At 65.2% G+C, this 12,903-nt stretch carries 10 protein-coding genes; 6 read left to right on the forward strand and 4 right to left on the reverse strand.

Features of this window, described 5'->3' with window-relative positions; translation table 11 throughout:
- Positions 1-4 precede the first annotated feature (4 nt).
- Together NGM15_RS06650 and NGM15_RS06655 are read left to right on the forward strand one after the other, a co-directional pair.
- Positions 5-1,846, forward strand: coding sequence for a winged helix-turn-helix transcriptional regulator (locus tag NGM15_RS06650; RefSeq protein ID WP_253436895.1), 1,842 nt, complete (start codon positions 5-7; stop codon positions 1,844-1,846).
- Positions 1,847-1,991: 145 nt separating this feature from the next.
- Positions 1,992-4,478: a DNA topoisomerase I gene (locus tag NGM15_RS06655; RefSeq protein WP_253436898.1), complete on the forward strand. Its 2,487-nt coding sequence runs from the start codon at positions 1,992-1,994 to the stop codon at positions 4,476-4,478.
- A gap of 68 nt (positions 4,479-4,546) precedes the next feature.
- Here NGM15_RS06655 and NGM15_RS06660 read toward each other — a convergent pair whose 3' ends face one another.
- Positions 4,547-5,332 carry an ABC transporter permease gene (locus tag NGM15_RS06660; protein WP_253436900.1) on the reverse strand — a complete coding sequence of 262 codons (786 nt, stop codon included), beginning with the start codon at positions 5,330-5,332 and terminating at the stop codon, positions 4,547-4,549.
- Positions 5,329-6,483, reverse strand: a complete 1,155-nt coding sequence (locus NGM15_RS06665) for an ABC transporter ATP-binding protein (RefSeq protein ID WP_253436903.1) — start codon at positions 6,481-6,483, stop codon at positions 5,329-5,331. Before NGM15_RS06665 ends, NGM15_RS06660 begins: the two co-directional genes overlap by 4 nt.
- A gap of 575 nt (positions 6,484-7,058) precedes the next feature.
- Between NGM15_RS06665 and NGM15_RS06670 the strand changes: the two genes are divergently transcribed.
- Positions 7,059-7,631, forward strand: a complete 573-nt coding sequence (locus NGM15_RS06670) for a HalX domain-containing protein (RefSeq protein WP_253436906.1) — start codon at positions 7,059-7,061, stop codon at positions 7,629-7,631.
- Between the two features lie 99 nt (positions 7,632-7,730).
- Here NGM15_RS06670 and NGM15_RS06675 read toward each other — a convergent pair whose 3' ends face one another.
- The gene (locus NGM15_RS06675; protein ID WP_253436909.1) at positions 7,731-9,701 is read right to left on the reverse strand and encodes a PAS domain S-box protein; all 1,971 of its coding nucleotides are present in this window, start codon (positions 9,699-9,701) and stop codon (positions 7,731-7,733) included.
- 201 nt (positions 9,702-9,902) lie between these two features.
- On the opposite strand from NGM15_RS06675, the gene truD reads away from it, so the two are divergent.
- Positions 9,903-11,324, forward strand: coding sequence for a tRNA pseudouridine(13) synthase TruD (truD, locus tag NGM15_RS06680; protein WP_253436912.1), 1,422 nt, complete (start codon positions 9,903-9,905; stop codon positions 11,322-11,324).
- A 73-nt stretch (positions 11,325-11,397) separates the two neighbouring features.
- Here the strand turns inward: truD and NGM15_RS06685 are convergent, their stop codons facing one another.
- On the reverse strand, positions 11,398-11,664 hold the full coding sequence (locus NGM15_RS06685) for a DUF7967 family protein (protein WP_253436914.1): 267 nt from the start codon (positions 11,662-11,664) through the stop codon (positions 11,398-11,400).
- A gap of 178 nt (positions 11,665-11,842) precedes the next feature.
- Here NGM15_RS06685 and NGM15_RS06690 point away from each other — a divergent pair, with 178 nt between their 5' ends.
- Positions 11,843-12,565: a DUF2103 domain-containing protein gene (locus NGM15_RS06690; protein ID WP_253436917.1), complete on the forward strand. Its 723-nt coding sequence runs from the start codon at positions 11,843-11,845 to the stop codon at positions 12,563-12,565.
- A gap of 51 nt (positions 12,566-12,616) precedes the next feature.
- The gene (locus tag NGM15_RS06695) at positions 12,617-12,889 is read left to right on the forward strand and encodes an eL43 family ribosomal protein (RefSeq protein WP_253436920.1); all 273 of its coding nucleotides are present in this window, start codon (positions 12,617-12,619) and stop codon (positions 12,887-12,889) included.
- Positions 12,890-12,903 lie beyond the last annotated feature (14 nt).

Genomic DNA, 12,903 nt, shown 5'->3' on the forward strand with positions numbered 1-12,903 from the left:
AGGTATGGTTTCGTCGAGCACCCGTCTCGTCACCAGTCTCCTCTTCGTCTTCGTCGTGACCACGGCCAGTGTCGTGGGGATCGTCGCCGGAACCGCGGTAGCGGTGGCCACGGGAGACGACGACATCGACGGCTCGAGCGTGGGTACGCTGCTCGAGTCGACGACTCTGCCAGTCGACGAGTTGGACGACGGTCTGGACGACGATATCGAAGAGACGAACGAGACGGTCAATGAGACGACGGACTCGGACGGAAACGTAACTGACGGGAACGTAACTGACGGGAACGTAACCGACGAGAGTGAGAATACCACCGACTTCGTCGAAGACGAAACCGACGAGACAGCCGACACCGACGACGCGGTCGACACCGACGACGCAATTGACACTGACGAAAATCTAACCGACGACGTCGGTGGGACGGCTGAATCCGACGAAACCGTGATCGACGATGGAGACGACGTGGTTGCTGACTCGAGTGACACGCTCGAAAACACGACCGATGGAACTACTGAGACAGTCAACGACACGACGGCCACGACGGAGATGGTAGTCGAAACGGCAGAAAGCACTACCGAAACCGTCGAGGACACCACGAACGAAACAATCCATGCGGTCGAGGACACGACTGACGAGACGGTCAGTACCGTCGAAAATGCGACTGACGAGACTGCCAACGCGGTCGAGGACGTGACCGACGAGACTGCCGGCGCAATCGAGGAAACGGCTAACGAGACCGCCGACGTGATCGAGGAGACGGCCAACTCGATTGATGACACCACGACTACCGACGCCGTGACCGAACTCGAGACCACGACCACGCTCACGGGCACTTCCCTGCTCGAGAAACAACTCGACGCCGACGCGAGCGTCGACGCGTCGGTTGGTGACGCGGAATCCGATGACGACGCAGACGAATCGCTCGAGGAAACTGAGACGGCGCTCGACGGGGAAACGGACGAGAACGAAGCCACTGAAGGGAACGAGGATCGAGACGATGACGCCACGACAACCACCGACGATAGCGGGTCCGGATTCGGCTCCGCTTCGAGTCCCGAGACGCAACATGCCGTCAACGGTGTGCTCGTTGGGTTACTCGGCGCAGTAGCCGTGTCGGGAATGGGGGCTAGCGCTGGTGCTGGTGCCGGTGCCGGTGCCGGCGCTGGCGCCGGTGCCGGGACCAGCGCAACGAACGCCGTCGCCAGCTGGACTGGCAGCCAGCCTCGTCGATTGCTGGCTGCGCTCCGGGACGCGCTCCCGGTCCCGATCGAGGCGTTGGCCCTGCTTCGATACAGCCGCTACGACGACTCGGATCCGCTCGAGAACGACCACAGGCGAACCGTCTTCGACACGATCACCGAGGAGCCGGGACTGTACCTCTCGGCACTCAGCGACCGGAGCGGCGTCGCCCTGTCGACCGTTCGCCACCACGTCCGGGTACTCGAGGATGAGAACCTGCTCACTTCGGTCAAGGTCGGCGGCAAGCGACGCTACTTCCCGATCGAGGCGGACGGGGCAGACGGGATGGACGGAGTGGGCGGGACGGACGGGGCCGACCACGAGCGATACGCCATCTTCGCCGAACCGGCCCGCCGACGGGTGCTCGAGGAACTAGCCGCACTCGAGCACGCGTCCAACGGACGCCTCGCCGAGGCGCTCGACCTCGATCCGAGCACCGTCTCCCACCACCTCACGACGCTCGAAGAGGCGGGCTTCGTCGTCCGCGAGCGAGACGGCCGAGCCGTCCGCAATCGACTCTCCGAGGACGCCAGGTCGGCTCTGCTCGAGACCGAGGCCGACGCCGACTCGAGCGATCCGGCGTCAGCTCCGGCGCCCGCTGACGACTGATCCCTCGACGACTGAGGACTGACGCGTCGCGTACTCGCGAACACGCACAGCGGCCGCGTCCGTCGGTTTCCCCGAAAGGGTTATCCGGGGCTCGGTCGTACCGGGGCCCAATGATCGTGCCTCGAGGACCGGGAGGTGAGACGCCGTGGAGCTGATTATCACGGAGAAGGACAACGCGGCGAGACGCATCGCAGAGATTCTGAGCGGCGAGTCCGCCGACGCGACCCGCGAGAACGGCGTGAACGTCTACGAGTGGGGCGGCAAGCGCTGCGTCGGGCTGTCGGGTCACGTCGTCGGCGTCGACTTCCCACCGGAGTACTCGGACTGGCGGGACGTCGAACCCGTCGAACTCGTCGACGCCTCGATCGAGAAGACGCCCACGAAGGAGAACATCGTCGCGACGCTTCGCATCCTGGCCCGCCAGGCCGACCGCGTAACCATCGCGACCGACTACGACCGCGAGGGCGAACTCATCGGCAAGGAGGCATACGAGATCGTTCACGACGTCAACGAGGAGGTGCCGATCGACCGCGTTCGATTCTCCTCGATCACCGAAAACGAAGTCCAGAGCGCCTTCGCCGAACCCGATGAAATCGACTTCGACCTCGCGGCGGCAGGCGAGGCGCGCCAGATCATCGACCTGGTCTGGGGAGCCGCGCTCACCCGGTTTCTCTCGCTGTCGTCGGGCCAGCTCGGTAACGACTTCATCTCCGTCGGTCGGGTCCAGAGCCCCACCCTCAAGCTGATCGTCGACCGCGAGCGCGAGATCGAGGCCTTCGACCCCGAGACCTACTGGGAGCTGTTCGCCGACCTGATCAAGGACGACGACCCGTTCGAGGCCCAGTATTTCTACCTCGACGAGGACGACAACGAGGCCGAACGCGTCTGGGAGGAATCGGCCGCCGACAGCGCCTACGACACGCTCTCGAGCGCCTCCTCGGCGACAGTCACGTCGGTCAACGCACGGACGCGAACGGACACCCCGCCGGCGCCGTTTAACACGACCCAGTTCATCCGGGCGGCGAGCGCCATCGGCTTCTCCGCGAAGCGGGCCATGTCCATCGCAGAAGACCTCTACACCGCCGGGTACATCACCTATCCGCGGACGGACAATACCGTCTACCCCGACGACCTCGAGGCCGAGGAACTGCTCGATTCGTTCGTCGGTCACCCCGTCCTGGGCGAATCCGCCGAAGACTTGCTCGAGGGCGACGGCAACCTCGTGCCCACGGAGGGCGACGAGGAGACGACCGACCACCCACCGATCCACCCGACCGGCGAGATTCCGGCCCGCGGCGGCGACGTCGATGAGGACGAGTGGCGGGTCTACGAACTGGTCGTCCGCCGGTACTACGCGACGGTCGCCGAGCCGGCGATCTGGGAGCACCTCAAGGTGGTCGCCGAGGCCGACGGCTGTCGGCTCAAGGCCAACGGCAAGCGCCTCGTCGAAGCGGGCTATCACGACGTCTACCCGTACTTCAACACCTCCGAGAACTACGTCCCCGCCGTCGAGGAGGGCGAGGAACTCGCCATTGGCGACGTCGAACTCGAGGAGAAGGAGACTCAGCCGCCGCGACGATACGGCCAGTCCCGGCTCATCGAGACCATGGAGGACCTCGGCATCGGGACGAAGAGTACCCGGCACAACACCCTCGAGAAACTCTACGACCGGGGATACATCGAGAACGACCCGCCGAGGCCGACACAGCTCGCCATGGCGGTCGTCGACGCTGCGGAGAACTACGCCGACCGCGTCGTCAGCGAGGAGATGACGGCCCAACTCGAGGCCGACATGGACGCCATCGCGACGGGCGAGGCCACGCTCGAGGACGTCACCGACGAATCCCGCGAGATGCTCGAGACCGTCTTCGAGCAGTTGCGGGCCTCCCGCGACGAGGTTGGCGATCACCTGCGCAAGTCGCTGAAGGCGGACAAACGCCTGGGTCCGTGTCCCGACTGCGGCGAGGACCTGCTCGTTCGCCGGAGTCGCTACGGCTCGTACTTCGTCGGCTGCGACGGCTACCCCGACTGCGAGTTCACCCTGCCGCTCCCCTCGACGGGCAAGCCGCTGATCCTGGAGGAGACCTGCGACGACCACGACCTCCACGAGGTGAAGATGCTCGCGGGGCGCCAGACCTTTGTCCACGGCTGTCCGCTGTGCAAGGCCGAGGAGGCCGGCGAGGGCCCCGTTCTGGGCTCGTGTCCGGAGTGTGGTGACGAACACGGCGGCGAACTCGCGATCAAGACCCTCCAGAACGGCTCGCGGCTGGTCGGCTGTACCCGCTACCCCGATTGTGAGTACTCGCTGCCGCTCCCGCGCCGGGGCGACATCGAGGTCACCGACGAGCGCTGTGACGAACACGACCTGCCCGAACTCGTCGTCCACAACGGCGACGAGCCCTGGGAACTGGGCTGTCCCATCTGTAACTACCGGGAGTTCCAGGCTCGAGAGGCCGAGAGCGGGTCGGCTCTGGAATCGATCGAGGGAATCGGCGCGAAGACCGTCGAAAAACTCACCGCGGCCGGAATCGAGTCGATCGACGACCTGCTCGAGGCCGATCCGGAGTCCATCGCCAGCGCAGTCGAGGGCGTGAGCGAGGATCGCGTCCGGACCTGGCAGACGGCGGCCTGAGACGACGTACCCGGGACCACTCAGTACGGTCGTGACGTCCTCGGTTCACCTATCTCGACGAAGCGACGTCAGTAGTGTCCCATCACGCCGAGACGCCGGGCCCGACGAACCAGGAGGTGAAAGACCGCGAACCCAGCCAGCAGGTAGGCGACTCCGTTGAGTGCCAGCGCGACGAGTTCGAATCCCGGCATCGACCAGAGGGCCACCCCGTCGACCATCGCCCGATAGAGCAGGTCGCTTCCGAGGCTGAACGGGACGACCAGCAGGGCGCTCGAGTCCAGCGCACCGGGTGCGGCGATCAGCCCGATGAATGCGAACTGGAGGAGCTGCTGGACGTTCTCGATCCGCTTGTACAGCAGTGAGAGTCCGGCGAAGAGAAAGCCGAGCCCGATCGCCGGGAGGATCGTCACGAGCACGAGCGGGACGATCGTCAGCGGGTCGACGGTGAGCGTTCGGTCGGTCGTCAGCAGCATGATCGCGAGCAGCGCCATCGCAATAGCGGTGCTGAAAACCACGTTGAAGAGCGTTTTGGCGAGCAACACCCGGCCGATCCCGAACGGCGACATGAACAGCTGTTCGAGGGTGCCCCACTGGGCTTCCCGCATCACATTGCCGGCGACGTCGAAGTAGGCGGCCGTCACCGCCAGGAAGAGGAAGAAGCCGACCACGAGTCCGTCGAGGGTACCGTCGAAGGCCGGCCCGGCGGCGGCCTGGCCGCCGAAGAAGATCACGGCAAAGAACAGGTAGAAGCCGACCAGCATCATCGTCGTGTTGATCCAGTATCGACGCAAGAGGATGAGCTGTTTCTCGAAGATGGCTCGCGTCAGCCCGACGTAGCCGGTTGCGGAGCTCATCTATTCTCCCCGTGCTCGACCCGCGGCTCTCCGTCGGACTCCTCAGGCCGTTCGGTTCCGCCCTCCTCGAGCGTGCGCCGCTGCCTCGACCCGATATCGTCGGTAGCGGCCCCGTCGCCGGTCACCTCGAGGAACACGTCCGCGAGGTCCGGCTCGACGGTTTCGACGCCGAGGAACGTACAGTTCGTCCGTTCGAGGACGGCTACGAGATCGTAGAACGCGTCGTCCTGGAGCGCCACATCGAACGATCGCTCCGGGCCGCGTTCGGTCCACTCGCCGACGCCGAACCGTTCCGCGAGAGTCCGCTTCGCTGCGTCCGGTACCGGGGCCTCGAGCGTGAACCGATAGGAGCGAGTCTGAAACACGTCGACCAGTTCGTCGACCGTCCCGTCGGCCACGATACGGCCGTCGTTCATGATGATTACCCGGTCGCAGACATCCTCGATCACGTCCATGTCGTGACTCGAGAGGACGACGGTTCGAGACTCCCGTTCGACGAGGTCGCGGAGCTGTCGACGCAACTCGAGTGAACTCTCGACGTCGAGACCGAGCGTCGGCTCGTCGAGGAACGCGATCGGGGTGTCCCGGATCAGGGTACAGGCGAGCGAGACCTGCTGTTTCATCCCGCGGGAGAGTTCGTTGACCGTGGTGTCCGCTTTTGCGGTGAGCCCGACCTGCTCGATGAGGGCGTCGATTCGACCGGCGTCGGCCGGTCGATCGGCCAGTCGGGCGAAGAAGCGGAGGTTCTCTCTGACGGTGAGCCGCCAGTAACTGTTTCGCGCGCCCTCGAGCATGGCACTGACGGAGCGATAGCTCGCGCGGGGGTCGTCGACGGGATCGGTCCCGTCGACCCGAACCGTGCCCGCATCGGGGATTATCAATCCCAGAAAGAGCTTGATGGTCGTGGTCTTGCCGGCCCCGTTTGGCCCCAGCAGGCCGACGACTGTTCCACGCTCGACCTCGAGGTCGATCCCGTCGACGGCCTCGACGGCGTCGTCGCCGTCGCCGTACGTCTTCGTGAGGCCGGTCGCCGTGAGTATCGGCTCGGTCGACCGAGAATCGGCCGTCGATCCGTCGCTCGAGGCCCGACTCGTTCGAGGGGCACGGTCGGTCCCCGACGACGGCTCGAGACGGTCCGATGATTGGCTCATTGACAGTATCTCCGTCGCCAATTGTTGTAACTATTTCCGAAGTCGTCCTGGAGGGTCTGTAGCGCATTGCACGTGACGTCGGGCGGGCCGATGGCGCTCACCACACCGCTGACAATCTGGCGCCGATCGCGTCCGCCGGACGGAATCGACTGCCGATCGCGTTCTCCAAGCCGAGTCGTCCACCGTTCTCGGGCCGTCGACGGCGTTACCGAAAGACGAATCCAAAATATATTGGCCGAGACGTTTTGAGAGGACCCGATAATGTGGTGACCGCGGGGAATCAGAATCAGATACGCACGGTGTGTCACCTCCGTCGCCGCTCACGCCGGAATCAGTTCCGTCGATGGCTACGTACGCTTGAATCGATACCGTCGATGAAGCGAACAGGAACGGCGGTTCTCACTCTCGAGAGTGAGAACCGCTCGACCCCACCACCAGAAACAAATTTCGAGCAGGTACACTCATTATGGTTAAAAATTGTCAAACTTTTGAGTTATGGTCGCGAGATTTATCAACTAGAGCCACCATTTGTGACGCGTGCCTGCAATCGAAGACGAGAACGGAGTGGTCTTTCCGTGAGCGACGAACCTGAGGTTCTCGTCGTCGACGACGAGTCGCGTCTCGCCGATCTCTTTGCGGCCTGGCTCGGAGCGGACCGTCCCGTCGCCACCGCCTACGACGGCGAGGAAGCCCTCGAGAAGATGACCGACTCTGTCGAGGTCGTACTCCTCGATCGTCGCATGCCAGGGCTCTCCGGTGACGAAGTCCTCCAGCAGATCCGTGACGATGGATACGACTGCCGAGTCGTGATGGTTACGGCCGTCGACCCCGACTTCGACATCATCGAGATGGGCTTCGACGACTATCTGGTCAAGCCGGTCTCGAAGGACGAACTCCTCGAGATGGTCCAGGACGTATCGACCCGATCCGAATACAAGAGCGACATCCAGGAGTACTACGCCCTGGTCTCGAAGAAAGCGCTCCTCGAGGCCGAAAAGGCGGATCGCGAACTCGCGGACCACGACGAGTATCAGAAACTCAGTAGCCGCGTCGATAGGCTCCGAGAGCAGGTCGACGAGACGATTTCCGGAATGTCTACCCACGACGACTTCGTCGGTGCGTTCCAGGATCTCCAGACCGAAAACTGAACGAGTCGCTTACGCTTCCAGACCGAAAACTGAACGAGTCACTTACGCTTCCAGACCGGAAACTGGACGGATATATCTCGCCAAAAACTGCACGAGTCACTACGCCTCGACCGCAAACTCGAACTCGAACCTCGCGCCACCCTCCTCGCTCTCGACCGTGCTGACCGACCAGCCGTGGCCGTGGGCGACCTCTCTGACGACCCAGAGGCCGAGACCGATCCCCTCCGAACCGGTCGACACGGACGAATCGAAGACCTCGTTGCGCATCGATTCGGGTATCCCGTGTCCGTCGTCAGCGACGTAGAATCCGTCCAACGGGGTCGAGTCCCCACGCTCGAGTCGGCCGACGCGGATCGTGAGCGGGCTCGAGTCCTCGGCCGAACCGTGTTCGATCGCATTGCGAAACAGGTTCTCGAGCAACCGGAGCATCGGTGACCGATCAGCCTCGAGCGTCACCGACGATTCGACGATCAGGGTCGCGTTCTCGGCAGTGACGTTCTCCCAGGCCTCCCTGGCGGCGGCCTCGAGGTCGATCGATTCGAGGTCACTCGCCCACTCGCCTTCGCGCGCGACGGCGAGCACGTCGGCGATGATCGCCTCCATGCGCTCGAGTCCGTCGCGAACCTGTGTGAAATCTTCCGGGGAACCCGTCTCCTCCGCGAGCGAGAGATACCCCTGGGCGACGCCGAGCGGGTTGCGAAGGTCGTGGCTAACGATCTGGGCGAACGCGTCGAGTCGCTCGTTTTGCTCGCGGAGTTTGCGTTCACGTCGCTTTCGATCGGAGACGTCGCGAACCACCCCGACGGTGCCGCGAAATGTATCGTCGTCGCCGACGACTGCCGCCTGCGTCTCGCAGGGAATCCGCTCGCCAGCCTTCGTCTCGAGGATCGTCTCGAACGTCGTCGCCGTCTCGCCCGAGTCGGGTAATCGCTCGAGTGGGTGTCGGGACGCGCCGTCCTGGTCCTTGCGTTCGTCGTCTGGCCCCTCGAACAGGAGCGAGTGGTGCTCACCGAGGAGCCCTTCCCTGGTGTGGCCGGTCATCTCGACGAGTGCGTCGTTGATCGTCGTGAAGTGGCCGTCGGCGTCGACGACGTACATCCCGTCGCCGGCCGTCTCGACCAGCCGTTCGTACCGGCGAAGTGACTGCGTCTGCTGGGAGAGTTGCCCCCGGATCGCAATCGACTCGAGGGCGTAGGACGCGGTTTCGGCCATCGAATCGATCGCCTCGCGTTCGCGGTCGTTCAGCGGACCGTCAGCGTACGCGACGAGGACGCCGTACCGATCGTCCTCTGTCGCCAGCGGAGCGACCGCAACGGAGGTCGCCCCACGGTCGACGGCGACCTCACCAAACGGAATTGCCGTCACCGTCGACGCCTCGTCGAATCCGTGGCGGACGGTGGACGTTCGCGATCGAAGCACGTACTCTAGCAGCGGGTGCGTGCCGTCCCCGATCGAAAACGTTCGCTGGAGCGGCCAGTCGACGGGCGTCTCGGTGGGTATCCAGGGGATGATCGCCCGCTCGCCGGGGTCGTACTCGCCAACCCAGGCGAACAGGTAGCGATCCCGGGTCGTAAACGGCTCTCGAATCGACCGCTCGATCTCGCTCGCGGTCCGGGCATCTGAGAGTCGCCGTTTCACCCGGTTGGTGACGAGCGCGACCTGGGCGGCATCGTCCTCGAGGTGTGCCACGACCGCGCTGGTGAGCGCTCCTGGATCCTCGAACGTCGGCAAGTCGGTGGCGTCGGCGACGCCTTCGGGAGGTCCGTCGTCGTGATCGCCTCCAACCGAGTCGTCGACCCCACTGCGATAGCCGAACACGGGGGTCCCCGGCCACCGCGTTTCGACGGTCTCGAGCAGCGACGACACCCTGGAGACGGTCTCCACGTCCAGGACGACGACGCCGACTCGTTCGTGCTCGAGTCGTTCGATCGCTGCCTCTTCCGTACTGGCGAGCACGACGGTGACGGTCGCCTCGGCGAGCGCTCGAGTGAGAGTGGTTCGCGTCTCCAGAGCCTCGCTCACACAGAGCACGCGGGGGCGACCTCGAGAGTATCGGTCGTCGGCGGTCATTCGAGAGGAGTCCCTCTGCTCGATGCGAGACTGGTATCGACGGCGAACGGGGCTGGTCGAACGCTACTGGCGGGACGCCTCACGGTACTGGTAACTCGTGCGTTACGATACTAAATTGCTCTTGCGGTGACGGCTCGGTGCGAACGAGGAATCGACGAAAACCGTGGAAACTTTGCGCCGCCGCCACGGAACGACGCACGAATGCGCCAGGCCCACCCCATAGAGCAGGCCGTCGGCATCGAGCACTACGTCTCCGAGACCGACGGCGTCGGCGGTCACCTCCGCGACCGCGACGAGCACTTCCGCGTCCGTGAACTCGAGCGCTTCGCCACGGAGCCGGTCGACGCCTCGACCGACGCCTACCCGCACCTGATCTTCCGGGCGACGCTCCGTGGCTGGGACACGAACGACTTCGCGCGCCGGCTCTCGAACGAACTCGGCGTCTCCCGCGAGCGGGTGTCCTGGGCAGGAACGAAGGACAAGCGGGCGATCACGACGCAACTGTTCTCGGTCTACGGCGCCGACCCCGCTGACCTCCCCGATCTCAACCGCGCCGAAATCGACGTGCTGGGCCGGGCTGGTCGCTCCCTCGAGTTCGGCGACCTGGCGGGCAACGCGTTCGAGCTGGTCGTGAGCGACCCCGGCGAAGGCGCGCTCGAGCAGGCCGAGGCGATCACGGACGAGTTGGCGGCGTTTGCCGGGCTCGAGGGCGGGAGCGTGGTCGAGAGCGGTGGCGAGGAGCGACCGACGACCATCGGCGTCCCCAACGTCTTCGGCCAGCAACGCTTCGGCAGCAAGCGCCCGATCACCCACGAGGTCGGCCTCGAGATCGTTCGCGGCGACTGGGAGGGTGCCGTCATGGCCTACCTTGGCCGGCCGACCGACGCGGAACCCGAAGACACACAGACCGCGCGGGCGTTCGTCGAGGAGACTCGCGACTGGCAGGAAGCTCTCGAGCGCTTTCCGAATCGGCTCCAGTACGAGCGCTCGATGCTCCACGAACTCGCCGAGAGTCGCGATGACGGGAGCGGGGAGGGCGAGAGCGGAGACGGCGACGGCAGCGAGAACCCGTCCCCCGAGACGTTCCGAAACGCCCTCGAGCGGCTCCCCTCGAACCTCCAGCGGCTGTTCGTCCACGCCGCTCAGTCGTTCGTCTTCAACCGCATTCTGAGCGAGCGCCTCGCGGCCGGCCTCCCGTTCGACCGCCCAGTCGCCGGCGACGTCGTCTGCTTCGCCGACCGCGACGCCCCTGAGGGTCTCGAGTTGCCCAACGTCGACCGAAGCCAGCGCGTCGACGAGCGCCGGGTGCGGTCGGTGACCCGCCACTGCGAGCGTGGCCGGGCGTTCGTTACCGCGCCGCTGGTCGGCACGGAGACGACGCTGGCCGACGGCGAACCGGGCGAAATCGAACGTCGAGTCCTGGCGGAACAGGACCTCGAACCGTCGGACTTCGAGTTGCCCGGCGAATTCAACTCGACTGGAACCAGACGAGCGATCCTCGTTCGGACGCCGTTCGCCGTCGACGCGGATCCGCTGACGTTCTCGTTCTCGCTGCCGAAGGGCTCGTACGCGACGGTCGTGATGCGCGAGTACCTCAAGAGCGACCCGCTCGCGCTCGGATGAGATTGGGGCCACCAGTTGGGCCCTGCGACTCACGAATCGGGAAACACCGTCCAGGAACCCTCGAATCCGGTGGTCAGACCTCGTCGCCGGGATCGTGTGTCGCTTCCATCCGTTTCGCCTCGGCGGCGTACCGTTCCTGCAGGTCGGGTTCCTCGACGGTACCGAGGTCGTCGGCCGAGACGTCTTTGGCGGCCGTCACCGCACCCAGCGCCTGTGAGGCGATTTCTTTTCGGTAGACCCGATTCCCCTCGAGCGTCGCGTACTTGAGAATCACGAGGTCCCGATCGGTGTAGCCGCGCTCGACGAGCCACGCGCGTACGTCGCCGGACTCCGGTGGCATGGGTTCGTAAACGGGGCGGTTACTGATACCTGTTCCCCTGTCCCCTGACAGCGCCGGTGGAGACAGTACCCGCGACTCGTGCCAGGGCCGACCCCCGGACCAGTGATCTGCTCCGGATACCGTTACGGCCCCAGCCTCAAAACACCGCAGTTTTAGGCGCTCGCCGGCAACCACGTCCATGGAGTGTCGCCACTGCGGATCGCCCCTCGAGAAACCCGGCGACTTCTGTCTCGTCTGTCGCACCGGAAACACCGACACGGTGATCCTCGAGGCTGCCCGCGACCGGGCGACGCTGACGATGCTCGACGACGAGACGCGACTGGGGGAGACGACAATCACGACGGCACCCGAGGAAGGGGACCTCGAGGTCGTCGAGTTCAGAAATTTCGCGAGCCTGCTCGGGGACGAACTCCGTCGAAAGCGCCCCGAGGAGGTCTACGCCACGGGCGACCGTAACGTGATCCAGGCGGTTCGCGAGGATACCCACTACGCGTTCTACCGGGTCCAGGACGACGACCCCGTCGCGGCCGTCCTCGAGCGACGCGGCGACAGAGCGCTCGACGTGGTCGAGACGGCGCCGGCGGACAAACTGGGCGGGAGCCACACCACTCTCATCGGCGGGCGGGCGGGTATGCGAGCGATCCAGACCGTCGCGGGCCACCCCCACGTCAAGAAGGTGATCCCCGGGCCCATCGACGCCGGCGGCACCGGCTCGCAGTCGGGGCTCCGGGCGAAGGTCACGCGGGCCGACGACGGCGGCAACGTCCGCATGCTCCTGCGCGACGGCTCGAGCGTCCAGGAGAACCGGATCGTGACGACGGCCAGGGACCGCGAACTGGGGGAGGTCGTCCGCGAGGATCTGAACGAGGCGTTGTTCGAGGCGGGCTTGCGCGAGGAGTGACGGCTCCAACTCAACACCTTTATCAGAACGAGGGGGATAGAAACCGATACTATGGCCGAAAAGAAGCGAGGCAAGGTCGGGAGTGCCGGCCGATTCGGAGCGCGATACGGACGCGTCGCTCGACGACGCGTCTCGGAGATCGAACACGACATGCAGTCCTCGAAGGTCGATGGCGACGACGTCAAACGCCTCGGCCCCGGCATCTGGGAGAACGAGGAGACCGGCGAGGTCTTCACCGGCGGTGCCTACCGCCCCCAGACCCCGGCCGGCGAGACTGTCCGTCGCTCGATCCGGGCCGCACTCGGCGAGGAGTCCGACGAGTAGTCCGGAGACCCAGA

The sequence above is a fragment of the Natronosalvus halobius genome, assembly GCF_024138145.1.
Classification (GTDB): domain Archaea; phylum Halobacteriota; class Halobacteria; order Halobacteriales; family Natrialbaceae; genus Natronosalvus; species Natronosalvus halobius.

Excerpts from the sequence above, each read along its gene's own strand:
- NGM15_RS06650 (WP_253436895.1), top strand. The coding sequence starts at position 5 with ATGGTTTCGTCGAGCACCCGTCTCGTCACCAGTCTCCTCTTCGTCTTC.
- NGM15_RS06660 (WP_253436900.1), bottom strand. The coding sequence starts at position 5,332 with ATGAGCTCCGCAACCGGCTACGTCGGGCTGACGCGAGCCATCTTCGAG.
- NGM15_RS06665 (WP_253436903.1), bottom strand. The coding sequence starts at position 6,483 with ATGAGCCAATCATCGGACCGTCTCGAGCCGTCGTCGGGGACCGACCGT.
- NGM15_RS06675 (WP_253436909.1), bottom strand. The coding sequence starts at position 9,701 with ATGACCGCCGACGACCGATACTCTCGAGGTCGCCCCCGCGTGCTCTGT.
- truD (WP_253436912.1), top strand. The coding sequence starts at position 9,903 with ATGCGCCAGGCCCACCCCATAGAGCAGGCCGTCGGCATCGAGCACTAC.
- NGM15_RS06685 (WP_253436914.1), bottom strand. The coding sequence starts at position 11,664 with ATGCCACCGGAGTCCGGCGACGTACGCGCGTGGCTCGTCGAGCGCGGC.
- NGM15_RS06690 (WP_253436917.1), top strand. The coding sequence starts at position 11,843 with ATGGAGTGTCGCCACTGCGGATCGCCCCTCGAGAAACCCGGCGACTTC.
- NGM15_RS06695 (WP_253436920.1), top strand. The coding sequence starts at position 12,617 with ATGGCCGAAAAGAAGCGAGGCAAGGTCGGGAGTGCCGGCCGATTCGGA.